Annotated in this window: 23 protein-coding genes; 14 read left to right on the top strand and 9 right to left on the bottom strand. The window is 72.5% G+C overall.

Annotated features, from left to right (window positions below):
* Positions 1 to 145: 145 nt before the first annotated feature.
* From ACIQUC_RS00340 to ACIQUC_RS00330, 3 genes are all read left to right on the top strand, one after another.
* Complete coding sequence (locus tag ACIQUC_RS00340; RefSeq protein ID WP_402261952.1) at positions 146 to 985, top strand: hypothetical protein; 840 nt, start codon at positions 146 to 148, stop codon at positions 983 to 985.
* A gap of 198 nt (positions 986 to 1,183) precedes the next feature.
* The gene (locus tag ACIQUC_RS00335) at positions 1,184 to 2,818 is read left to right on the top strand and encodes a putative Ig domain-containing protein (protein ID WP_402261950.1); all 1,635 of its coding nucleotides are present in this window, start codon (positions 1,184 to 1,186) and stop codon (positions 2,816 to 2,818) included.
* 132 nt (positions 2,819 to 2,950) lie between these two features.
* Positions 2,951 to 3,583 (top strand): FMN-dependent NADH-azoreductase, encoded by a 633-nt coding sequence (locus ACIQUC_RS00330; protein ID WP_402261947.1) that lies wholly within the window; start codon positions 2,951 to 2,953, stop codon positions 3,581 to 3,583.
* Between the two features lie 132 nt (positions 3,584 to 3,715).
* On the opposite strand, the gene ACIQUC_RS00325 is transcribed toward ACIQUC_RS00330, so the two are convergent.
* On the bottom strand, positions 3,716 to 4,759 hold the full coding sequence (locus ACIQUC_RS00325) for an MBL fold metallo-hydrolase (RefSeq protein ID WP_402261944.1): 1,044 nt from the start codon (positions 4,757 to 4,759) through the stop codon (positions 3,716 to 3,718).
* A gap of 119 nt (positions 4,760 to 4,878) precedes the next feature.
* On the opposite strand from ACIQUC_RS00325, the gene ACIQUC_RS00320 reads away from it, so the two are divergent.
* Both ACIQUC_RS00320 and ACIQUC_RS00315 read left to right on the top strand, forming a co-directional pair.
* Positions 4,879 to 5,928 carry an ATP-dependent DNA ligase gene (locus ACIQUC_RS00320; RefSeq protein ID WP_402261942.1) on the top strand — a complete coding sequence of 350 codons (1,050 nt, stop codon included), beginning with the start codon at positions 4,879 to 4,881 and terminating at the stop codon, positions 5,926 to 5,928.
* An 82-nt stretch (positions 5,929 to 6,010) separates the two neighbouring features.
* The gene (locus ACIQUC_RS00315) at positions 6,011 to 6,154 is read left to right on the top strand and encodes a hypothetical protein (protein ID WP_402261939.1); all 144 of its coding nucleotides are present in this window, start codon (positions 6,011 to 6,013) and stop codon (positions 6,152 to 6,154) included.
* Between the two features lie 30 nt (positions 6,155 to 6,184).
* On the opposite strand, the gene ligD is transcribed toward ACIQUC_RS00315, so the two are convergent.
* The gene (gene ligD, locus ACIQUC_RS00310) at positions 6,185 to 7,204 is read right to left on the bottom strand and encodes a non-homologous end-joining DNA ligase (protein ID WP_402261936.1); all 1,020 of its coding nucleotides are present in this window, start codon (positions 7,202 to 7,204) and stop codon (positions 6,185 to 6,187) included.
* A 214-nt stretch (positions 7,205 to 7,418) separates the two neighbouring features.
* Between ligD and ACIQUC_RS00305 the strand changes: the two genes are divergently transcribed.
* The 3 genes from ACIQUC_RS00305 to ACIQUC_RS00295 are packed head-to-tail and all read left to right on the top strand — an operon-like array spanning position 7,419 to position 10,081.
* Positions 7,419 to 8,255, top strand: a complete 837-nt coding sequence (locus tag ACIQUC_RS00305) for a DUF429 domain-containing protein (protein ID WP_402261934.1) — start codon at positions 7,419 to 7,421, stop codon at positions 8,253 to 8,255.
* 9 nt (positions 8,256 to 8,264) lie between these two features.
* A complete protein-coding gene (locus tag ACIQUC_RS00300) occupies positions 8,265 to 9,467 on the top strand; it encodes a glycosyltransferase (protein WP_402261931.1) in 1,203 nt (400 codons plus the stop codon).
* The gene (locus ACIQUC_RS00295; RefSeq protein WP_402261928.1) at positions 9,464 to 10,081 is read left to right on the top strand and encodes a hypothetical protein; all 618 of its coding nucleotides are present in this window, start codon (positions 9,464 to 9,466) and stop codon (positions 10,079 to 10,081) included. The genes ACIQUC_RS00300 and ACIQUC_RS00295 overlap by 4 nt, the downstream gene beginning before the upstream one ends.
* A gap of 54 nt (positions 10,082 to 10,135) precedes the next feature.
* Here ACIQUC_RS00295 and ACIQUC_RS00290 read toward each other — a convergent pair whose 3' ends face one another.
* Positions 10,136 to 10,561 (bottom strand): DUF6892 domain-containing protein, encoded by a 426-nt coding sequence (locus ACIQUC_RS00290; RefSeq protein ID WP_402261925.1) that lies wholly within the window; start codon positions 10,559 to 10,561, stop codon positions 10,136 to 10,138.
* A 132-nt stretch (positions 10,562 to 10,693) separates the two neighbouring features.
* Here ACIQUC_RS00290 and ACIQUC_RS00285 point away from each other — a divergent pair, with 132 nt between their 5' ends.
* Together ACIQUC_RS00285 and ACIQUC_RS00280 are read left to right on the top strand one after the other, a co-directional pair.
* Positions 10,694 to 12,169 carry an APC family permease gene (locus tag ACIQUC_RS00285; protein ID WP_402261922.1) on the top strand — a complete coding sequence of 492 codons (1,476 nt, stop codon included), beginning with the start codon at positions 10,694 to 10,696 and terminating at the stop codon, positions 12,167 to 12,169.
* A gap of 112 nt (positions 12,170 to 12,281) precedes the next feature.
* Positions 12,282 to 12,902: a hypothetical protein gene (locus ACIQUC_RS00280; RefSeq protein WP_402261920.1), complete on the top strand. Its 621-nt coding sequence runs from the start codon at positions 12,282 to 12,284 to the stop codon at positions 12,900 to 12,902.
* An 8-nt stretch (positions 12,903 to 12,910) separates the two neighbouring features.
* On the opposite strand, the gene ACIQUC_RS00275 is transcribed toward ACIQUC_RS00280, so the two are convergent.
* The 3 genes from ACIQUC_RS00275 to ACIQUC_RS00265 form a co-directional block, all read right to left on the bottom strand.
* A complete protein-coding gene (locus ACIQUC_RS00275) occupies positions 12,911 to 13,390 on the bottom strand; it encodes a hypothetical protein (RefSeq protein WP_402261918.1) in 480 nt (159 codons plus the stop codon).
* Between the two features lie 93 nt (positions 13,391 to 13,483).
* Positions 13,484 to 13,903, bottom strand: a complete 420-nt coding sequence (locus ACIQUC_RS00270) for a DUF6264 family protein (RefSeq protein ID WP_022905861.1) — start codon at positions 13,901 to 13,903, stop codon at positions 13,484 to 13,486.
* A 2-nt stretch (positions 13,904 to 13,905) separates the two neighbouring features.
* The gene (locus ACIQUC_RS00265; protein WP_402261915.1) at positions 13,906 to 14,283 is read right to left on the bottom strand and encodes a hypothetical protein; all 378 of its coding nucleotides are present in this window, start codon (positions 14,281 to 14,283) and stop codon (positions 13,906 to 13,908) included.
* An 83-nt stretch (positions 14,284 to 14,366) separates the two neighbouring features.
* Between ACIQUC_RS00265 and ACIQUC_RS00260 the strand changes: the two genes are divergently transcribed.
* A complete protein-coding gene (locus ACIQUC_RS00260; protein WP_402261912.1) occupies positions 14,367 to 14,702 on the top strand; it encodes a hypothetical protein in 336 nt (111 codons plus the stop codon).
* Between the two features lie 113 nt (positions 14,703 to 14,815).
* Here the strand turns inward: ACIQUC_RS00260 and ACIQUC_RS00255 are convergent, their stop codons facing one another.
* Positions 14,816 to 15,304 carry a DUF427 domain-containing protein gene (locus tag ACIQUC_RS00255; RefSeq protein WP_402261910.1) on the bottom strand — a complete coding sequence of 163 codons (489 nt, stop codon included), beginning with the start codon at positions 15,302 to 15,304 and terminating at the stop codon, positions 14,816 to 14,818.
* A gap of 276 nt (positions 15,305 to 15,580) precedes the next feature.
* On the opposite strand from ACIQUC_RS00255, the gene ACIQUC_RS00250 reads away from it, so the two are divergent.
* Positions 15,581 to 17,020 carry an amino acid permease gene (locus ACIQUC_RS00250; protein ID WP_402261907.1) on the top strand — a complete coding sequence of 480 codons (1,440 nt, stop codon included), beginning with the start codon at positions 15,581 to 15,583 and terminating at the stop codon, positions 17,018 to 17,020.
* Positions 17,021 to 17,086: 66 nt separating this feature from the next.
* On the opposite strand, the gene ACIQUC_RS00245 is transcribed toward ACIQUC_RS00250, so the two are convergent.
* Together ACIQUC_RS00245 and ACIQUC_RS00240 are read right to left on the bottom strand one after the other, a co-directional pair.
* Positions 17,087 to 17,536 (bottom strand): BLUF domain-containing protein, encoded by a 450-nt coding sequence (locus tag ACIQUC_RS00245; RefSeq protein WP_402261904.1) that lies wholly within the window; start codon positions 17,534 to 17,536, stop codon positions 17,087 to 17,089.
* Positions 17,537 to 17,643: 107 nt separating this feature from the next.
* On the bottom strand, positions 17,644 to 17,949 hold the full coding sequence (locus ACIQUC_RS00240) for a hypothetical protein (protein ID WP_402261902.1): 306 nt from the start codon (positions 17,947 to 17,949) through the stop codon (positions 17,644 to 17,646).
* A 109-nt stretch (positions 17,950 to 18,058) separates the two neighbouring features.
* Between ACIQUC_RS00240 and ACIQUC_RS00235 the strand changes: the two genes are divergently transcribed.
* Positions 18,059 to 18,751, top strand: coding sequence for a hypothetical protein (locus ACIQUC_RS00235; RefSeq protein WP_402261899.1), 693 nt, complete (start codon positions 18,059 to 18,061; stop codon positions 18,749 to 18,751).
* A gap of 44 nt (positions 18,752 to 18,795) precedes the next feature.
* Positions 18,796 to 22,239, top strand: coding sequence for an SNF2-related protein (locus ACIQUC_RS00230; RefSeq protein WP_402261896.1), 3,444 nt, complete (start codon positions 18,796 to 18,798; stop codon positions 22,237 to 22,239).
* Positions 22,240 to 22,487 lie beyond the last annotated feature (248 nt).

Here is a 22,487-nt window from a genome sequence, read left to right as displayed (position 1 = left end):
AAACCCCAGGTCAGGACCTGAGTGAACCGGAATGCTTCCGTGATGGAACCGCAATCTGGAAGCCACCCGGAGGACGCCGTCCGGACGTACGGTCGTCGCTGACAGGAGCGGATCGCCGCCCTGCACCAGAACGACCAGGGGAACCATGAACACCACCACTTCGTCGCGCCGTCGCGCGGCGCTCGTCACCGTCGCCGCATCCGCCGCCGTCGTCGCCGCCGGCTGCGGCGCCGTCTTCGGGGTGAGCGCCGCGACCGCCTCGACGCCGTCGCCGACGCAGCACGTCGCCGCCGCCACGCCCGCTCCGCTCGCCTTCACGCAGAGCTCCTCCGCCGCCCACCCGATCGCGCTCACCGCGACCGCGGGGAAGGCCTTCTCGCACACCTTCACCACGAACGCGAAGGCGGGGACGGTCGCCTACGCCATGGACGAGGGCCCGGGGCTCACCGCCGACTCACCGCGCGCGTCGGACCACTTCTCGGTGAACACGAACACCGGCGTCCTGTCCGGCACGGGGGTGGAGAGCGGGATCTGGGACTTCCAGGTCGTCGCGCTCCGTGACGGTGTCGAGGCCCACGCGTACGTGCAGCTCACCGTGAAGCCGGGGGCAGCGGTCGGTGTGCGGACGTACGTCTCGCAGCCGAACACCACCGCACCGATCTGGTACATCGCCCCGAACGGAGTCATCCACCAGCGACTGACCCCCACCAGCAAGGCGACGATCGTCAAGTCCGTCCCCGCGACCCGGCTCGAGCAGTTCGTCGTCTCCGGGGTCGCGGTCGACGCCGAGGGCAACGTCATCAAGGCCCCCGACGAGGGCGGCGACCCGTCCACGGTCACGAGCAACATCACGTCGGACCACGTCACCCGGACCGGCGCCGAGGACACGATCACGATCAGCGGGGCGTGGTCGCACCGTCTCACCGTGACCCAGGAGCACGCGCACACGTCGTTCACCGTCTCGGTGGCGCACGCGACGCACTGACCGTCCACCCCGACCGCAGGCGGGGAGCCGTCCGGCGCCCTGCCTGCGGTGTTCCGCACGCACCCCCAAGCCAGGTCACATTTCGGGTTCGGACGTCGCCGTCCCGCGCGCGTACCCCTACGATCCGATCAGGCCGAGGATTCTCGGCAGATTCTTACGATCCGGTACTGGACCGGACCTGAACACCTGGGGGAACACGTGCGCCGCAGCACTTCCACCGTCCGACGCGCCTGCGCGCTCGGGACCACCGCCGCGCTCATCGCGCTGACGACGGGTCTCGGCATCGCGACCGCGACGGCAGCACACGCCGAGGGCACCGACACGTCGGTCCCGACGCAGACCGCGACGGCCGACCCGACGCCGACCGACGCACCCACGGACCCGACGCCGACCGACGAGCCGACCGACCCCACGCCGACGGACGCGCCCACCGACCCGACGCCGACCGACGAGCCGGCATCCCCGGAGACGACCGCGCCGAGCACGCCCGAGTCCACCACCGCGCCGACCGCTCCGCGGGCAGCATCGACGGACGCTCCCGTCACCCCCCTGGCCGCCGACCCCACGGTCACCGTCTCCGGCGACGCGAAGGTCGGGTCCGAGCTCACGGCGGACACGACCGGGTTCGACGAGGACGGCTCCTTCAAGTACGTCTGGACCGAGGCCGACGCCGGCCCGACGCCGACGACGATCGCCAAGACCCAGACCTACACGGTCGATCCGGTCGAGGCCGGCAAGCAGCTCGTCGTGACCGTGACCGGCGACCTGCCGGGCGGCGGCCGCGGATCGGTGACCTCGGACCCGACCGCGGTCGTCACACAGGACCCGGTGTTCGTCGACGCCGACGGCACGCCCGTCGCCGAGGGCACCGACATCGACGACCCGCTGTACCTCGACGCCACGGCCGGCGACGCGTTCTCGTACACGTTCCGCGCACAGGGCTACCCGGCGCCGACCTACGAGCTGGACTGGTTCTACGGCGACGAGGAGGACTCCGCTGACTCCATCGTCGAGTCCAAGTCGCAGGCCGACTCCATCGCGGTCGGGTACGGCTTCGAGGAGGACGGCGACTACACGGTCGACGACCAGCTCCCCGAGGGCATCACGTTCGACCCGACCACGGGCGAGCTGAGCGGCACCGCGACCCTCGCGTCGTTCTACGACTTCGCCGTCACGGCCACGAGCGGCGACGTCTCGACCACGCAGTACGTCGAGCTGACCGTCGACCACGCCGCCGCGTTCGGCATCACGGCGTTCACGTTGGACGAGAAGTCGATCACCGCCCGGGACAAGCGCATCTGGCTCATCCAGCCGGACGGCACGATCTACACCGTCGACCTGTCGACCGACGAGGACGGTTTCCCCGAGGAGCTCACCCTCACGCCGACCGGCCGTCCCACCGTGGCGCAAGGCGGCACGCTCGTCGTGTCCGGCTCGCCCGTCGACCGCTTCGGCAACGACGCGACGGACTTCGACGACGAGGGCAACCCCACGTTCGTCCCGACCGTCACCTCGAACGTCGCCAGTGACGTCGTCGCCCCGTACGAGGAGAACGGCGCCGAGGGGCAGGGCGTCTACGGCGTCACGTTCCCGCACGCGTCGATCCACACGCTGACGGTGTCGAGCGGTGCGCTCCAGCCGCTCTCGTTCGCGGTCGACGTGCGCCCGACCACCCCGACGGTGGCGGTCGTCACGCCCACCACCGCCAAGGGTCAGCTCGCCTACACCGGTTCCGAGGCGACGGGAGCCCTGCCGTGGGCCCTCGCCCTCGTCCTCGCCGGCGCCGGCCTGATCGGTGCGCGCGCACTGCGCCGCCGTCACACCCAGCGCTGACACCGGACGCCTCTCGTCGCTCGCGTACCCGCGTGACCGACGGGAGGCCCACCTCGGCCCCGCCTCGCCCCGCACCGGCGCGGCGGGGCCGTTCCCGTCATCCGGCGTGCGTCGCTCGGTAGCGTGGGGACCATGCCCACCCTCCTGCACATCGACTCCTCGGCCGACCTCGCGCACTCCCGCTCCCGCGCCCTCACCGCGGCCTTCGCGGACGCCTGGCGCGCACGCGGCAAGGAGTACACCGTCGTCCGACGCGACCTGCACGTCGACCAGCTCCCCCACCTCGAGACCTCGGCGCTGCACTGGGCGGCCGCCGACCGCACCGACGACGAGGTGGTCGCGCCCGCGGACGACGCTCGCCGACAGGAGGTCATGGACGAACTCCTCGGCGCCGACGTCGTCGTGGTCGGTGCGCCGCTGTACAACTACACGGTGCCGTCGACCCTCAAGGCCTGGATCGACCGCGTCCACGTGCCCGGCGTCCTCGCGGGCGACGTGCAGCCGCTCGCCGGTCGGCCCGTCGTGACCGTCGTCAGCCGTGGCGCCACCTACGACGCCGGCACCCCGACCGAGGGCTGGGACCACGGCTCGCCGGTCCTGCAGCTCATCCTCGGGACGGCGCTCGGCATGAAGCCGTACCCGATCACCGTGAGCGCGACCCTCGCGGACCGGCTGCCCGACCTGGCGCCGCTCGCCGACCACGCCGCCGCGGAGTTCGCCGACGCGAGGACGACGCTGGAGCGCCTCGCCGCGACGCTCGGCTGAGCCCGGCCGCGGTCAGGCCGCGCGTCCCGCACGACCGAAGTGCATCCGCGCCGTGGGAATCCACGGCGCGGATGCACTTGCGTTGTGCGAGGGCGGTGGAAACCACGGCTCCGCGGACCGCGCCCGGCCGCGTCAGGCGGGCCGGACCTCGTCGGCGCGGCCGAGCAGTTCCGCGTGGAAAGCCGTCTGGGTCAGGGCGCTGGCGAGCAGGAACCCTGTCATCGACTCGATCCCGCCGCTGAACGGCACCAGGGACGCCACCTCGTAGAGCGTCGGCGAGGACAGGGCGTCGAGTGCCGCGGCGACGTGCTGCGACCGCTCCTCGCGGTGCCGCGCCAGGGTGCGGGCACGCGTGACGACGTCGCGGAAGCGGTATTCGTGGCCCGGGCACACCTCGAGGTCGGCGTACCCGTCGAGCCGTCCGAGCGACGCCAGGTAGTCGCCGAGCGGGTTCGCGTCGGTCCGGCCGCCCAGACCGATCCCGGAGTTGATGCGCGGCAGGACGTGGTCGCCGGTGAAGAGCAGCCCGTCGGGCTCGTCCACGAAGCAGCAGTGACCCGCGGTGTGCCCCGGGGTCCAGAGGGTCCGGATCGTCCGCCCGGCGACCGGCAGCACGTCGCCGTCCTCGAGGAGCAGGTCGGCGAACGGCTCGGCGGTCCGCCCGAGTCCGATCCGCCGGCCGCTCCCCCAGGCCTCGACCACGCCGGCGCGCAGGCGCTCCGGCAGTCCCCAGGTCGCGATGTCGGCGTCGTTCGCCGCGGCGTCCTCGCGTTCACGGCGGAGCGCGTCGACCTCGAGCCGGTGCATCGCGACCCGGGCACCGGCGGCGCGGCGGATCGCGGCGGCCGCACCGAGGTGGTCCGCGTGCAGGTGCGTCACGACGACGAGCCCGACCTCGTCGAGGGACCGGCCGATCCCGCTGAGGCCGTCGCGGAGGGCGTCGAGGTCGTCGTCGGCCGTCCACCCCGGGTCGATCAGGGTCAGCGCGCCGTCGGAGCCCTCGACGACGTAGACGAGGGTCGCGTCGGGCACACCGAAGCGGAACGGCACCGCGAGCGTCCAGATGCCCGGCCGGACCGCCTCGACGGGCGGCAGGACGCCGGCCTGCAACGCGGCGGCCTGCACGGGGCTGATCGGTTCCGGTGCCGGCGCTGCCGGCGGGGGCACGGTCGTCACGTGACCACCCTAGCGACCGGGCCGGCGCGGACGGGCCGAGCCGCGCCTCCAGGCCCGTGGTAACGGGACACCGGACCGGCCCTGCCGGACGGACGCGACCACCCGAGTAGACAGGGCGCATGGAGATCGCACCGATGCTCGCCAAGGCCGTCGCCACCGTGCCCGACCCCGACAGCGTCCGTGGTGGCCTGCGCTACGAGCCGAAGTGGGACGGCTTCCGCGGCATCGTGACGATCGACGGCGACGACGTCGAGATCGGCAGCCGAGGAGCGAAGCCGCTCACCCGCTACTTCCCGGAGCTCGTCGCGGCGTTCCGGGCGCAGTTCGGCGGCCGCGCGCACCCGGTGGTGCTCGACGGCGAGGTGATCCTGCGCTCCGGGACCGCCGGGGCGGAACGGCTCGACTGGGAGGCGCTGTCGCAGCGGATCCACCCCGCGGCCTCACGCATCGCGACGCTCAGCGCCGAGACCCCCGCGCAGTTCGTCGCGTTCGACCTGCTCGCGGTCGACGGCGAGGAGCTGCTGGACCTGCCGTTCGACGAGCGTCGCTCGCGGCTCGACTCGCTGTCGCAGGACATGTCCGACCCGCTGTACGTCACGCGCACCACCCTCGACGTCGACCTCGCCCGCGACTGGCTCACCACGTTCGAGGGCGCCGGGCTCGACGGTGTCGTCGCGAAGCCCCGCGCGAAGCCCTACGAGCCGAACAAGCGCACGATGCTCAAGGTGAAGCACCACCGGACCGCGGACGTCGTGGCGATCGGCTACCGGGTCCACAAGAGCGGGACCGGCGTCGGCTCCCTGCTCGTCGGGCTGTACGGCGAGGACGGCGAGCTCCGCCAGGTGGGCGGCGTCTCCGCCTTCTCGGACAAGCGCCGGGCCGAGTTGGTCGACGAGCTCGACCCGGTGGTCCTCCGGGACGACGACGGGAGGCTCCTCACCGGTGACGGGGAACGGTCGCGGTTCTCGTCGGGTCGGGACACGTCGTTCGTCCGGCTGGTGCCGTCGCTGGTCCTCGAGGTCCGGTACGACCAGATGGAGGGCGACCGCTTCCGGCACACGGTCCAGTTCGAACGGTGGCGTCCGGACCGCGAGGCCGCGTCGTGCGGCTTCGACCAGCTCGAGGTCCCGGCCGCCTACGACCTCGACGCCGTCCTCATGTCCGATTGACGCTCACACATTGATGTAGTTAGGCTAACTAGGTAAATTGATCCATGCGGACGCATCCGCATCGAACAGACGGGAGCGGGACATGATCATCGACGGCATCAGCGACGTCCACCGCGGGACGTGGTCCCGTCTGACGCGTCTGCACACGGCGAGCGTCTCGCTCCCCACGCACACCACCCGGGTCGCCGAGCCCGAGGGTCGCGCCGAGGACTGCGCCACGGTCTGACGCGTCCGTCAGGAGCTCCTGGCGCGTCCGTCAGTGCTTCTTGGCGCGAGACGGCTGGACGCGGGACGGCTCCCCCGGCATCTTCGGGAAGTCCGGCGGGAACGGCAGCTCGCCCTCGCCGTTCGCCAGGTCGCGTTCCCACCACGCCAGGAGCGGTGCGATGCTCGCGGGGTCGTCGTGCATGCCCTCCCACGGGTCGCCGGTGGTCCGCAGGCGATCCGGGACCGACCGGACCGTGAACGTCGTCGGGTCCGCGTCGTCGAGCTCGTCCCACGTGATCGGGGTCGACACCGCGGCGTGCGCCAGTGCCCGCGGGCTGTAGGCGCCCGCCATCGTCCGGTCGCGGTTCGCCTGGTTGAAGTCGACGAACACCCTCTCGCCGCGCTCCTCCTTCCACCACGCCGTCGTCACCCGGTCGGGCATCCGACGCTCGAGCTCGCGCGCCGCGGCGATCACCGCGTGCCGGACGTCGAGGAACTCGTGCTCGGGGTGGATCGGCGCGAAGACGTGCAGCCCGCGGTTCCCGCTCGACTTGATCCACGCCGTCAGCCCGACCTCGTCGAGCACCTTCCGCAGCTCGTGGGCGACGGGGACGGTGTCATGGAAGTCGGTGCCGGGCTGCGGGTCGAGGTCGATGCGGAGTTGGTCCGGGTGGTCGGCGTCCTCCGCACGGGAGGCCCACGGGTGGAAGACCACCGTGTTCATCTGCGCCGCCCAGACCGCGACGGCCGGCTCGTCCACCACGAGCTGCGGGTGCTGCCGACCGCTCGGGTAGGTGACCGTGACCGCGCGGACGTAGTCGGGGGCACCCTTCGGCGGGTTCTTCGAGAAGAACTGCTCGCCGTCGACGCCGCCCGGGAACCGCTGCAACGAGATCGGACGGTCCCCGTTCGCCCGGACGAACTCGGCACCGACGGCGACGAGGTACTCCGCCAGGTCGAGCTTCGTGATCCCGGCGTCGGGCCAGAGCACGCGGGAGGGGCTGCTGATCCGGACCTCCCGGTCGCCGTCGGGCCCCGGGACCGTCAGCGTCGTCGCTTCGCTCGCCATGCAGCGGACCGTACACGGGCGGGCCCGCGCCCGGCCCCAGCCGCGCGCCTGCCGTCCTGTCCCGCCCGCCTCGCCCGCCCGCCTCGCCCGCCTGCCTGCCTGCCTCGCCGAGCGGGCAGAATACGTCCCGCTCGACGCGCGGGAGCGGCATCTTCCGCCCGCTCGGCGGACCGCGCGCGGCACGTCGCGCCCGCTCGGCGTGCACGATGGACGGGTGAACGCGTACCTCGGGGTCGACCTGGCGTGGGGCCTCGGCACCGCGACCCGTGCACCGAACGAGACCGGCCTCGTCGCGATGGACGCCGGCGGCCGGGTGACCGACGCGGGCTGGGCCCGGGGCGTCGACGCCGTCACCGACTGGATCGCCGCACACCTCGGCGAGCGATCCCTCATCGCCGTGGACGCCTCGCTCGTCGTGACGAACCCGACGGGCATCCGCGAGGCCGAACGGCAGGTCGGCCAGCGCTACGGCCGGTGGATGGTCGCGGCGAACCCGACGAACCTCGCATCCGCGGCGAGCGCCGGAGCCCGACTCCTCGAGCGGCTGACGGCCCTGGGCGTCGGGTACGTGTCATCGACGGCGGCGATGCGGGAGCGGACGGGGCCGGCGATGTTCGAGTGCTACCCGTACACGACGCTCGTCGGCGTCGAGGAGCTCGGCTACGACATCGAGCGGCCGCGCTACAAGCGGCTCGACCTCACGGTCCCGCCGGCGACGGCCCGGGCTCGACGGGCGGCGGCGTTCGACGAACTCGTGCGCCGGCTTCGCGAGACGCCGCTGGACCCACCGCTCCGGCTCGACACGCATCCACTGACCCGGGCGCTGGCGGACTCCTCCGGGATCCACGGGCCGACGCACAAGCACCGGGAGGACCTGCTCGACGGCGCGCTGTGCGCCTGGACGGCCGCGTTCTGGGAGCAGCACGGCGACGAGCGGGTGCAGATCCTGGGAGGCGATCCGCGCCTCCCGTCCGACGCCGTGGACGAGGCGGGCCGACGGCCCGTCGTGGTGGCACCCGCGCGCCCGTCGCAGCGGCCGACGCGCGGCTAGGCTTGCGCGGTGAGCACCACCACCGAACCCCTGCGCATCGGGCTGGTGTCGCTGCACACCTCCCCCGGCGACGAACCCGGCTCCGGCGAGGTCGGCGGCATGAACGTCGTCGTCCGCCACCAGGCCGAGGCGCTGGCCGACCGCGGCCACCACGTCGACATCATCACGCGGCGCTCGTCGCCGACGCAGCCGGACTCGGTCTCGCTCGTGCCGGGCGTCTGCCTGCGGTTCCTGTCGGCGGGGCCCGCCGAACCGGTGCCGAAGGGTGAGCACGACGCGTTCATCGAGCCGTTCCGCCACGAGCTCGAGCACCTCGGCCCGTACGACGTCCTCCACTCGCACCACTGGTTCTCCGGGGTGGCGGCGCTGCCCGTGGCCCGGGAGCGCGGCATCCCGCACGTGCAGTCCTTCCACTCGATCGCGGCCGACAGCGACACACCGCTGTCCGAGGGCGAGCGGCCGGAGTCCGCGGGCCGGATGGCCGGCGAGCGCATGCTCTCGCAGGACTCGGACGCGGTCGTCGTCGTGTCCTCGGCCGAGGCCGACACGGTCCGGACGCGCCTCGGCGGCGCGTCGGGTCACATCTGGATCGTGCCACCGGGGGTGGACGGATCGGTGTTCCGACCGTCGGCCGCCGGCGCCCGTCGCGCGGACGTCCCCTACGTGGTCGCCGCGGCACGGGTGCAGCCGTTGAAGGGGCTGGACCTGGCGATCGAGGCGATCGCCGCCATCAGCCAGGAGGCGCGACCCACCCTCGTCATCGCCGGGGACGCTTCGAGCGAAGCGGGCGACTACGTGGACGAACTGCGTCGGCTCGCGGCCCGACTCGGCATCGCCGACCGCGTCACGTTCGTCGGTCCGCAGTCGCGGGCCGACCTGGCGATCCTGTTCCGCGGCGCGGCAGCCGTGCTGGTGCCGTCGCACTCCGAGACGTACGGTCTCGTCGCGCTCGAGGGCTCGGCGTCCGGGGTGCCGGTCGTGGCCGCCGCCGCCGGTGGACTCCGTGAGGCCGTGGTGGACGGCGAGACCGGGGTGGTGCTCGAGTCCCGCGATCCGGCTGTCTGGGCTGCGGAGACCGAGCGCATCCTGACCGACGCGTCGTACTCGGCCTCGCTCGCCGCCGCAGGCCGGGAACACGCCGAGCGGCTGAGCTGGGAGCGGTCCGCCGCCGGGCTCGAGGACGTGTACCGCCGGGTGCTGGGACGCTCGTGACCACTGGCGACCGGTTCGACGCGTTCTGGGCGGCGCTCGACGCGGTGCCGGTCGCGGACGACGCCGAGGCGCTGTACGACGTCGGGACCGCTCCCGGGCGGTTGCGGCGCGCGAACCTCGAGCGGTACCTCACGACCGTCGGGGCCGGGGCGGACACGGTGCTCGTCGCCGAGGCCCCGGGGTGGCGCGGCATGACGAACACCGGTGTGCCGTTCACGAGCATGCGGGAGCTCGGCGCCGGGTACCTCGTCCCGCCCGAGCCGACCGCCCCGTGGGAGGCGTCGTCGCGCGTGGTGCAGGCCGCGCTGGCGTCGTGGCGCGGGGCGCTGCCGATGACGTGGGCGATCTTCCCGCACCACCCGTTCGCCGCGCCGGACCGGCTGACGAACCGGACGCCGCGGCCCGCCGAGGTCCGCGACGGCGCCCCGGTCGCGCTCGCGCTGCTCGGTGCGCTGCGGGCGGGGCCGGCCCGGGACGACGTCCGGGTCGTCGCCGTCGGGCGGAAGGCCCAGGGGGCGTTGGCGGTGGCGGGGATCGACGCCGTGGCGGTGCGGCACCCGGCGCAGGGCGGGGCCGCGCAGTTCACCGAGCAGGTCCTGGCGCTCCGCCGCTGACCGGGCGCTGCGGGACGCCGCTCACTGCCGGAGCGGCAGCGGCAGCGGCCCCGCTCAGGCGGAGCGGACCTCGACGCCCTTCGCGGCGAGCCGCTCGACGACGTGCGCCGGCAGCGGCGCCGCGGCGTACACGGTGCCGAGCGCGGGCAGGTCGAGCAGGTCGTCCCAGTTCTGCGGGTCGTAGCGGTCGTCGGAGCCGTCCCACCCCGGGTGAACGTCCTGCAGGACCTCGAGGTCGGAGTCGACCGTCAGCTCCGTGACGAGCGACAGCTGCGACGGCAGGAGTTCGAGGTCGTCGTAGTACTCGCGGGCACGGTCGTCCTGCCCCTCGACGTCGAGGTCCTCGTCGGTCTCGTCGTCATCGCCGTCGTAGGGGTCGAGGACGTCCAGGTCGTAGCAGAGCACGTCGAGCACGAGCAGCTTCGCGTTGAAGTCCGCGAACTCCACGGACTCCTCGGTCGTGTTCGACTCGCTGTACATGGCCCGGAGCGTAGCCGTCGGTGCCCGGACACGCCCGGCGTCTCGTGTCGGGGGTGACACATCCGTGTTGCGATCCGCGCCGATTCGCCTGTGAGACTGGACAGGATGGCGCGGAACGGGACAGGCTGACGCATGGCCACAACCAACACAGAGCGCCCGCAGCAGGAGCAGACCGAGCTCCGGCGGGTCATCGGTCCCAAACTCCTGCTGCTGTTCATCGTCGGGGACATCCTCGGCACGGGCGTCTACGCGCTGACGGGTCAGGTCGCAGCCGAGGTCGGCGGGGCTGCGTGGCTCCCGTTCCTCATCGCGTTCGCCGTGGCCCTGCTGACGGCGTTCTCGTACCTCGAGCTCGTCACGAAGTACCCGCAGACCGCCGGAGCAGCCCTGTACGTCCACAAGGCGTTCGGCATCCACTTCGTCACCTTCATCGTGACGTTCATCGTGATGTGCTCGGGCATCACATCGGCGTCGACGGCGTCGCGGGCCTTCGCGGCGAACCTCGGTGCCGGGTTCGGGCTGGAGCTGCCGAACGGCGTCGTGATGCTCATCGCGATGGGCTTCATGCTCGCGGTGATGGCCATCAACTTCCGGGGTGTGAGCGAGAGCGTCAAGACGAACGTCGTGCTCACCCTGGTCGAGCTGTCCGGTCTCGTGATGGTGATCCTCATCGGGTTCTGGGCCATCGCCGGCGGCAACGCGGACTTCTCGCGTGTGGTGATGTTCGAGACGCCGGAGGACAAGACGCTCCTGCTCTCCGTGTCGACCGCCACCTCGCTGGCGTTCTTCGCCATGGTCGGCTTCGAGGACTCGGTGAACATGGCCGAGGAGACGAAGGACCCCTCTCGGATCTTCCCGAAGGTCATGCTCACCGGCCTCGGCATCACCGCCGTGATCTACGTGCTCGTGTCGATCTGCGCCGTGGCGGTCGTGCCGATCGGCGAGCTCGCCGGCAACGAGACGCCGCTGGTCACCGTCGTGCAGACCGCGGCGCCGGACTTCCCGATCGCCGACCTGCTGCCGTTCATCTCGATGTTCGCCGTGGCCAACACCGCCCTGATCAACATGATGATGGCGTCGCGACTGCTGTACGGCATGAGCAAGCAGGGCGTCCTGCCCGGCTTCCTCGCCCGGGTCTCCCCGACGCGCCGCACGCCGTCCACCGCGATCGTCTTCACGACCCTCATCTCGCTGCTGCTGATCGGGTGGGTGTCGCTCGACCCCGACTCCCCCATCGTCGTGGTGCTCGGCGGTACCACCTCGCTCCTGCTGCTGTCGGTGTTCGCCGTGGTGAACCTGTCGGTGCTCGTGCTCCGCCGCGACAAGGTCGACCACAAGCACTTCCGCGCGGGGGTCGTCGTGCCGATCATCGGTGTCGTCACGTGCCTGTGGCTCGTCCTGCCCTTCTCGTCCGGGCGTGATCCGCAGCAGTACGAGATCGCGGGCGCCCTGCTCGCGCTCGGGATCCTGCTCTGGATCGTGACGTGGTTCACCCACGGTCGGAAGCGCGCCGAGAAGGCGCCCACCGGGCTGGTCACCGAACCGACGAAGGTCCAGCACCCGGACGAGTCGGCGCCGCGCACCGACCGGGACCACCGAGACGCCTGAGCCGCCGACCGACCGGTCCCGCGACACCCCCGATCGGGCGGGTGCGGTTCCCAGGCGGCGCACGTAGCATCTTCGTGCTCCGCCTGACCCGCCCCGCCCGAGAGGACCCGCCATGCGCCGCGTCGGCATCACGCTCGCGTCGGTGTTCGGCGCGGGCGTCGTCGCGATCGGCATCGGCGTCGTGGTCGTCATCGTGATCGCGGTGAACTCGCTCTCCGGCGCCGCCCGGTCGGTCACCGGGGACCCCACGCCCACCTGCCCCGACGTCGCGTCGAGGACCGTCGGCGGCATCGTCGTCCCCGCCGGACCCGTCGCCGGATTCTGCCAGGACCGCCTGGTCAACGCCGCGTACGTCATCAGCGCCGCCCGTGCCATGGGCATCGGGCCGCACACGCAGTCGGTCGGCGTGATGACCGCGATCGGGGAATCGAGCCTGGTGAACCTCGACCACGGGGACGCCGCCGGACCCGACAGCCGCGGGCTCTTCCAGCAGCGCGACAACGGCGCCTGGGGCACGTACGAGCAGCGGATGGACCCGTACACCGCGGCGACGATGTTCTACACGAAGCTCGTGAAGACCCCGGGGTGGAAGACGATGACGCCGACCCAGATGGCGCACGCCGTCCAGATCAACTCGGACCCCGACCACTACGCGAAGTTCTGGCCCGAGGCGAAGGCCGTCGTCGAGGGCCTCACCGGGCAGACCGTGCCCGACACTGCGCCGCAGGGCTGACCGCCCCGTCACGACGCGAGCGGGAGCGGGTCGTCGTCGACCGGCGCCGGGGGCACGGCACGATCGACCGGCTCGACGTCGTCGAGGGACACGATCGCGATGCCCCCGGTGTGGACCGCCACCTGCGCGCGGAGCCGGACGTGGTGCTCCTCGAACGCGCACGCACACGCGTCGACCCACTCCCAGTCGACCGGGAAGAGTCGGGATTCGCCGGGTCGCTCCCACACGAGCACGACCTCGGCCGCGGCGACCTGGACGAGGACGTCCCCGACGAGCGCGGCGAAGTCCTCGACGTATTCGTCCGGTTCCCACGGCAGGTCCGAGATCGGCATCACGAACGACACCGGGACGGCGTGTTCGTCGAGGAAGAGGACCCAGCACTGGCGGGTGATCGGGCGTTCGACGAGGGCGGTCACGAGGTCCACCACGTCGTCGTCGGTGCGGACGGTCGTGCGGATGAGGCGGTCGAGCATGTCGGTGTCTGGCATGCCCTCAGCGTCGCCGGATCGCCCCCGTCGCTGGGCGACCGGTCGCGATCTGTGGACGGCCGCGGTTCAGCGGCCGCCTGTGGAGGAACGTCCTCAGATGCCGTGGGAGATCGCGCTGTCCACGAGCAGCATCGCGCCGAAGAACACCGCCACCACCGCCGCGATGCCGACCAGGGCGAACGGCCACGACAGCCGACGCCGCACGAGCCGCAGCACGCAGACCACCAGCGCCGCGACGAGCACGAGGGCGACGAGCACCGGCCCGGCATAGACCACCGCACCGCCGAGCGTCTCGTCGCAGGAGTTGCCCGGAGCGCCGCACGAACTGAACGCGAGCGACAGGAACACGATGCCGCCACCGGCGACCACCGACTCCGCGGCCAGCACCACCAGCAGGACGACCGTCGCGACCACGTCCGCGACGCGACGGCCGCCTGCCAGGGGGTGTCGCGCCTCCCGTCCGAACGCCGCCGGGCCGGAGCCGAGCGGATCCGCGACCACGGGGGCCTGCATGCCTACCGCTGCCCGCGCGTGGACCAGAGCGCCCAGGCGATGAGGAGCGGCTGCCCGAACAGGCGGCCGATGCGCTTGACGTCGGTGTCGAGGCCGAAGGCGTCGCGGCGGTTCAGCCACTGCGAGATGTTCCCGGGGAAGATCGCCGTGAAGAACAGGGCCGCCACGTTCCCGACGAGGCGACGCGAGCGACGGGGTGCGAGCACCAGCGCGCTGCCGAGGCTGATCTCCGCGATCCCGGAGGCCAGCACCGTGGTGTCCTCGTCGAGCGGGACGAACTCGGGCACCTGGGCGCGGAAGTCCTGGCGGGCGAAGGTGAGGTGGCTCGTCCCGGCGAAGACGAGCGCGAGGCCGAGCAGGACGCGGAGGAAGGATCGCATGGGTCCATCGTGCCCCTCCCGGCGACCAGAGGTGCGCACCCGCGCGTCGGACAGCCCCCGCGCGTCCCGCTAGGTTCGGACGCATGGGAACAGCCTCCCGCGACCACGAGCCGCCCGCGGCTCCCGCCGTCCTGGCCGCCCTGCTCGGTCCGGTGGCGCTCTACATGGGGTTCATCGTGCCGGCCGCCTCGATGGGACGGCACGCCGTGCTCGGCGCCGTGTTCGGTGTCGTGACCATCGCGAGCGGTTGGCGTGCCCTCTCGATAGCACGACGGACCCAGCGCGGGGTGCGGGTGTGGTCGTGGATCGGGATCGTGCTCGGGGTGGTCGGGCTCGTGATGCTCGTGTGGCAGTTACTGGTCGTCGTCACCGGCGGCGCGTTCCCGTCACCGTTCTGGACGCCGTACGCCAACCGCTGAGCAGCGACCGCCGCGCCGGGACTGCAGCAGCGACCGCCGCGCCGCAGCCGCCGCAGCACCGCCGCGCCCGGACCGCCGCAGCCCGCCCGCCGCGCCTGCCAGCCGCCGACCTCTCACCACCCGAGCGTGCCCGGCGCCCCCTTGAACGGCCCGACCACCCGCGAGGTGATCCAGCCCCCGTAGAAGTCCCCCTCCTGCGCCTGGACGACCTCGCCGCCGACCTCACACGAGTCCATCGCCGACGGGTAGATCGCCACCCGGTCGCGCAGCTGCTCGTACCCCGGCTCCGGCGTCGGGTAGTTCCAGGCGGCCCGCGGCGCGACGACGTCCCCGCCGATCACGTCGAAGTACCGTGCGCGGCCCTTGAACTCGCACATGCTCGACCCCTCGGCCGGCCGAAGCTCGAGGTCGGCCATCGGCACGTAGTACACCGGCGGATGCGAGGTCTCGAGCACCCGCACCGCGTCGGTCGTGTCCACGACCACCTCGCCGCCGAGCCGCACCACCACACGGTCGTGCACCGCTTCGACGGCTGGAGGCCGCGGGTAGTCCCACACGGACTCCTGGCCGGGGGCGGGCTCGGTACGGTTCGGTCGACGCATGGTTCCCGTCTACGCCGGTTCCCTGCCCCCAGGCCCGGAGGCGCGGCCCACCCCCGCCCCGCCGGCTCGCCCCCGGCGCGCGGTCACGCTGGCGGAGGGCGCAGGGTGCGGGGCGCGGGCGCGCGGGGCGCGTTCTCTCGCGCTGGGCGACAGTTCACGGGCGGCCGACCGCGTGAGCTGTCGCCCAGCGCGAAACGTCGCCGGGGCCTCCCCGGGCCGGACCCGGTCCGGTGGCGAGGGCGGACGCGGAGTGCGCCCAGGGTGCAGAGTGGGCGCGTGACGACGACGACACGCACCCTCTTCCGACGGAAGCCGATCGACACGATCGACGACGAGACCGGAGGCGAGGACGGCCTGAAACGGCACCTCGGCCTCTGGCAGCTCACCGCGATCGGCATCGGCGGCATCATCGGCGCCGGGATCTTCACCCTCGCCGGCACCGTGGCGAACGGCGTCGCCGGGCCCGCCGTCCTCATCAGCTTCCTCGTCGCCGGGGTGGCGAGCGCCGCCGCCGCCCTGTCGTACGCCGAGTTCGCGGGCCTCATCCCCAAGGCCGGCAGCGCGTACACGTACGGCTACGCGGTCCTCGGCGAGATCGTCGGCTGGTTCATCGGCTGGGACCTGCTGCTCGAGTACACCGCGATCGTGGCGGTGGTCGCGATCGGCATCTCGGGCTACGTCGGGTTCCTCGTGGGCCAGTTCGGCGTCGACCTGCCCGCCTGGATGCTCGGCGCCCCGGGGACCGGCGACGGCCACGTGATCGACGTCTTCGCGATCATCCTCTGCCTGCTCACCGCGTTCGTCCTCACCCGCGGCATCCGCAGTGCCGCCCGGTTCGAGCTCGTCGCCGTCGGCATCAAGGTCGGCCTCGTCGTGCTCATCGTGGTGCTCGGCCTGTTCCACATCAACAGCGCGAACTACTCGCCGTACTTCCCGTTCGGGTTCGGCGGCGTGATGACGGGCGCCGCGACGGTGTTCTTCGCGGTGTTCGGCTACGACGCGATGTCGACCGCGGCCGAGGAGTCGGTCGACGCCCGCAAGCACATGCCGAAGGCGATCCTGCTGTCCCTCGGCATCGCGATGGTGCTCTACGTCCTGGCGACCCTGGTGCTCACCGGGATGCAGAACTACACCGACATCGACCCGGCCTCGGGCTTCTCGTCGGCGTTCGCGTCCGTGGGGCTCGGCGGCGTCGCCAACATCATCGCGATCGGCGCGATCGTCGGCATCATCACCGTGCTCGTGACCTTCATGCTCGGCGCGAGCCGCGTCTGGTTCTCGATGAGCCGGGACGGCCTGATGCCGAAGTGGTTCGCGAAGACCGACCCGAAGCGCCACGTGCCGACCCGCGTGACCTGGATCCTCGGCATCGCGTCCGCGGTGCTCGCCGGGGTCCTGCCGATCGGCGTCGTGGCCGAGCTGACGAACATCGGCATCCTGCTCGCGTTCGTCGTGGTCTGCTCCGCCGTGATCGTGCTCCGCTACCGCCAGCCCGACCTCGACCGACAGTTCCGGCTGCCGTTCATGCCGGTGATCCCGATCATCGGCGTCGTCGCGTCGCTGTGGCTCGTCACGTTCCTGCAGTGGGAGACGTGGGTGCGCTTCGCGGTGTGGTTCGCGATCGGCCTCGGCGTGTACTTCGGCTACTCCCGTCGGCACAGCAAGCTCGCGACCGGCGAAACGACCGGCAAGACGACCGGCAAGCCGATGGGCTAGATGACCGGCAAGACGATCGCCTGACGCGCAGCGATCCGCCGGCCCCGCGGCCGGTGCAGGGCGGCGCTACGCCTCGCGCCGGTGCTTCCCCTTCGCCGCCGTCGGGTCGGCCATCGGGTGGTTCCGGAACCACCGCAGCAGCTCCCGGGACCGCCCATTGTCGGCGCTCTGGTCCCCCGCGGTCAGGAAGTCGCTGAAGCCCTCGGGGGTCGGAGCGCCCGGGGTGTCGCGGTCGTAGGCCATCGACCACTCCGGGAAGCGCCGGGTGTGGATGGACTCCTCGGCGAGGAGCCGGACCTCGTCGTGCCGGTCGTCCGCGAGGATCCGCTGGTACGTCGCGAGCACCTGGTCGTACGGCCCTTCGAGCAACTGCATGAACCGACCGTTGCGGTGCACGAGGAGCCCGGTGAGGCCGTCGGCGGTGTTGCGCTCCCGGGCGTGTGCGAGCACGTCCTCGAGCGCGTCGTCGTCGAACGGCTCCGTGGCCGAACTCATGTAGACGAGTGACTGCAGCATGCCCTCGATCCTGCACCGATCACCCCGCGCCCGACGCCCCCAGAACGGGATCGACACTGACCGGCCAGGAGACGCGACCCGGACCGGCCAGAGGCGCGGCCCGCCCGCTACGCCCGGATCTCCCGCACGTTCTGCGCCTGCCACCCCTCGGGGACCGACGCGCGGAACGCCTCGAGCGCCGCCTCGTAGCTCGGGCCGGTCGCCTCGTGCGGGCGCGTCTCCCGGGAACGGGCGATCGCACGCACGGTGGTCTCCCCGGTCGCCTTGCTCGTGACCGCGTTCACCTGCTGCAGCTCGAACCCGTGCAGGTCCAGGGCCTCGACCGCCGCCGTCCGCGCCGCCTCGATGTTCTCGCCGCTGCCCTCGGCCTCCGTCGTCGCGGTCGAGCGCAGTTCTCCTCGCAGTGTCGTCACCCGTCCAGTATCGCGGTCCCGCGACGGGCCAGCGGCCCCCGGACGGGGTCTGCCGCCCGAGGACGCCCCGCGCCACGATCGTGGACGGCCACTGACCCCGAGGAGCCCCATGCGCCGCACCACCATCGCCGCCGCCCTCGTCGTCAGCGTCGCCGCCGTCGTGTCGTCGCTCGTCGGTGTCGCACCGGCACAGGCGGCCGGGATGCCCGCCGCGATGAAGGCGCAGTACGACCACCAGTACGGCACGTTCACGCCGTTCACGAAGTCGGGCAGCCGGAACGCCACGATCGTGCTCCCGCAGAACGCCCGGAGCGGGATCATCCTCGCGACGTTCACCCCGACGACGAAGGACATGAACTCCTCCGACGCGGACTTCTTCGTGAAGGAGCTCAACAGCAAGGGCGGGCCGACCGGGTCGATCCGGATCGGCCTGTCCGGCAAGTACGCCGGCCGCGTCGCGTACGGCACCGACTCGTGGCGCAAGCCAGCGGCGCTCGAGGTCGAGGCGAAGGGGCAGTGGACGCTGGAGTTCAGCCAGGTGTCCAGCGCGCCGGCGCTGACCGCCTCCGGTCACGGCGACGACGTGATGCTCTACTGGGGCGCGACGGCCACCCGACAGTTCCGCTGCACGAACACCCGCGTCGCGACCTGCATGCTCCGCGAGACGCTGCTCCGCAACGACTACGAGACCATCCCCGCGAGTGACAACGGCTCCGGCAAGGACCTCTCGAAGCGGATCACCCTGTCGAAGGGTCCGTCCGTCCTGCAGCTGAACGCGGGGAGCACCTGGTCGATCCGCTGAACCGACGGGCGTCGGAGGTCGGTGGCACCTGGCACGATTGACCCGTGCCAGCCGCTCCGATGATCGACGCCGTCGACGTCATCCGCTTCGTCGGGCCGCAGGCCTTCGGCCGTGCGCGCGACCTCGTCCGTGCGGGCCTCGTCGACGACGTCGTCTGGCACGACGACGACGGCACCGTGACCGGTGTCGTGTCCGGCTCCGCAGACGACCCCTACGAACTCCGCGTCGAGACCACCCCGGCGCGCGGCGAGTTCGTCCGCCCGGTCCGCAGCACCTGCACCTGCCCGCTGGGCGGCGACTGCAAGCACGTCGCGGCTGCCCTCCTCACGGTCAACGCCCGAGCCCTCGCCGCAGCGGCCGGCCCGAAGCCGGAACAGCCGGCTCCGCCGCCCTCGGACTGGAGGCACGACCTCGCCCGCCTCGCCGGTGACGACGCGCAGGTGGCCGAGCCGCAGGGCACCCCCATGGGGCTGCAGTTCGAGTTGCGTGACGCGGTCTCCGCCCGGCTCGCCTCGCGTGCGCGGGCGGCCGGTCGTGCGCTCCCCACGGCCTCGCGGTCGGTGCGACTCGGCGTCCGGCCGGTGACCCGCAGCGACGCCGGCAACTGGGTGCGCGGGCAGCTGACGTGGGGCACGCTCCCCTACTCGATGAACCGGCTCGGGCTCGCTCCCGAGCAGCACGCGTGGTTCGTCCAGTTCGCCGCGCTCCACCGTGCAGGAGCCCTCGCCGGGCTGCCGGGGGAAGCCGACTGGATCCACCTCGACGACTTCGCGAGCCCGTTGCTCTGGCCGCTCCTCGCGCAGGCACCGGGACTCGGCATCGCGTTCGTCACCGGCAAGCGCGAGGGCGGGGCCGTGCTCGGTGCCGAGGCCCGGGTGCTGCTCGACGTCGCCCGGCACGACGGCGCGTTGGTGATCGGCGCGAGCGCGGTCCTCGACGCTCGCCCTGCGGCACCGGGGACCGCCCGGACGATCGGCGACCACGGCGTCTACGTCTTCCGCGAGAGCCCCGAGTTCCACGTCGCGTTCGCCCCGACCCCGGCGCCGGTGCCGGACGACCAGCGACGGATGCTCGTCGAGGGCTCGCGGATCACGGTGCCGGAGCCCGAGATTCCGGAGTTCCTCGCCGACTGGTCGCCCCGGCTGCGTGGAGCACTCGGCCTCGTCAGCGCCGACGGGTCGGTCGAGCTCCCGGAACGGACGCCGCCGGAGCTCGTGCTCACGGTGACGTTCGAACCGGCCCGGGCACCGCGGACGGACGACCGCGCGCACCTGCAGTGGCGCTGGCACGTCGACGGCCGGAAGGACCCCGTCGCCCTGCACGGCCCGCTCCCCGACCTCGCCGGGCTGCGCGCCGCCGACGACCCGGTGCCGCCGGCCGCAGCCGACGGCGGCGGCAGCGCCGCGACGGGCGGGCCGGCGATCGACGACGGCCCCGCCGCGGACGCGAGCGCCCCGGAGACCGCGGCCGACGACAGTGGCCGAGCCGCGCCTCCCGGCCCCTCGGCCGACCACGTCGTGACCGGACCCGGCGGCGGACTCGCGTGGTTCGAGGACGGCACGATCGACGGCGCCGACGTCGCGGTCTTCGCGAACGAGCTGCTGCCGGAGCTGCCGGGACTCGGCGTCCGCACCGTCGTGCAGGGCGAACGCGTCGACTACGAACGGCTGAGCGGCCGGCCGCACATCCGCGTCACGACCATGCCGTCGGACAAGCACGACTGGTTCGACCTCGGCATCTTCGTGACGGTCAACGGCAAGCAGGTGCCGTTCACGCCGCTGCTCCGGGCGCTCGCGAAGCGGGACCGGCGGATGAAGCTCATCGACAACTCCTACCTGTCGTTGGCGGACCCGGCGTTCGACCGGCTCAAGGAACTCATCGACGAGGCCCGCGACCTCGACGAGTGGGAACCCGACCAGCCGATGACGGTCACCCCGCTCCAGGCCGGACTGTGGTCGGAGTTCGACCAGCTCGCCGACGAGACCTCGCACGACGAACGGTGGCAGGCGATCGCGTCCGGGCTGCTCGGTGCCACACCCCCCGCAGCTGTCCCGGTGCCCGACACCGTGCACGCCGAACTCCGTCCCTACCAGCACGCCGGGTACGCGTGGCTGTCGTTCCTGCTGGAGCACGGCGTCGGCGGGGTGCTGGCCGACGACATGGGCCTCGGCAAGACGCTGCAGGTGCTGACGATGATCGCGGCCGCCCGCACGGGCCCCGGCGCGCCGCCGTTCCTCGTCGTGGCGCCGACCTCCGTCGTCGGCAACTGGGCGGTCGAGGCGGCCCGGTTCACACCGTCGCTGCGGGTCACCACGATCGAGTCGACCTCGCTCAAGGACCCGTCGCTCGTCGCGCGCACCGCCGCCGAGTCCGACGTCGTCGTCACGTCCTACGCGCTCCTCCGGCTCGACGCCCCGGCGTACACCGACCTGCCGTGGGCGGCCCTCGTGCTCGACGAAGCGCAGTTCGTGAAGAACCCGCAGTCCCAGACGCACCGGGCAGCGGTGGACCTGCGGGCGCCGGTGAAGTTCGCGATCACGGGGACGCCGCTCGAGAACGGGCTGACCGACCTCTGGGCCCTGTTCCACATCGTCGCGCCGGGGCTGCTGTCGTCGTGGTCCCGGTTCGGGGACGACTACGTGAAGCCGCTCGGCTCCCCCGACCTGCGCGGGGCGGCCCGACGCGAGCTCACCGAGCGGCTCCGTCGACGGATCCGGCCGCTGATGCTCCGGCGGACGAAGGAGAGCGTCGCCGCCGACCTGCCACCGAAGCAGGAGCAGGTCGTCCGGGTGACGCTCGACCCCGCGCACCGCGCCCTGTACGAGCGCACCCTGAACCGGGAGCGGCTGAAGGTCCTCGACCTCATCGACGACCTCGCTCGGAACCGGATGATCGTCTTCCGGTCCCTGACGCTGCTGCGGATGCTGGCGTTGTCGCCGGCGCTGGTGTCGTCGGACGCGTCGGACGCGTCCGGGGGCGTTCCCTCGGCGAAGCTCGACCTGCTGCTCGACGAACTCGAACAGCTCGCGGCCGAGGGGCGCCGGGCCCTCGTGTTCAGCCAGTTCACCTCCTTCCTCCGGATGGTGGCCACGGCGCTCGACGGCCGCGGTGTCGGGTACGAGTACCTCGACGGCTCGACCCGGCGGCGCCCCGAGGTCATCGACCGCTTCCGGAACGGCACCGCCCCGGCGTTCCTCATCTCCCTCAAGGCCGGAGGCTTCGGGCTGACCCTGACCGAGGCGGACACCGTGTTCGTGCTCGATCCGTGGTGGAACCCCGCTGCCGAGAACCAGGCGGTGGACCGGACGCACCGCATCGGGCAGACCCGGTCGGTGAACGTGCAGCGGTTCATCGCGGAGGACACCATCGAGGAGAAGGTCCTCGCGCTCGCGGCGAAGAAGGCCGAGCTGTTCCGCACGATGATCGACGACGACGCCCTCTTCGCCGAGGACCTGACGGCCGACGACATCCGCTCGCTGCTGGGCTGACGCGCGCCGGGGCGACGGCGCGTCGGCCGGGTGCCGGGGTGGGCGCCGGCCGCGCGGACGGGCGCGGCATCGCACGGTGCGGCGTCCGTCACCCGGCGCAGGCTTGCCCGCTCGGTGCGAGGTCGTAGGCGCGCACCAGGCGGGCAGCCGCGCACCAGCTGGCGAACCTCGCACCGTGCGCAGCACCGCGCGACACGCCGACCGCGCATCGGCCAGCGAACGCCGCACGGTGCGCAGCACCGCGGCGG

The organism is Curtobacterium sp. NPDC098951 (assembly GCF_044759965.1).
Classification (GTDB): domain Bacteria; phylum Actinomycetota; class Actinomycetes; order Actinomycetales; family Microbacteriaceae; genus Curtobacterium.
Note: the sequence above shows the minus strand (reverse complement) of the source record. Positions and strands in the feature narration are given on the sequence as shown.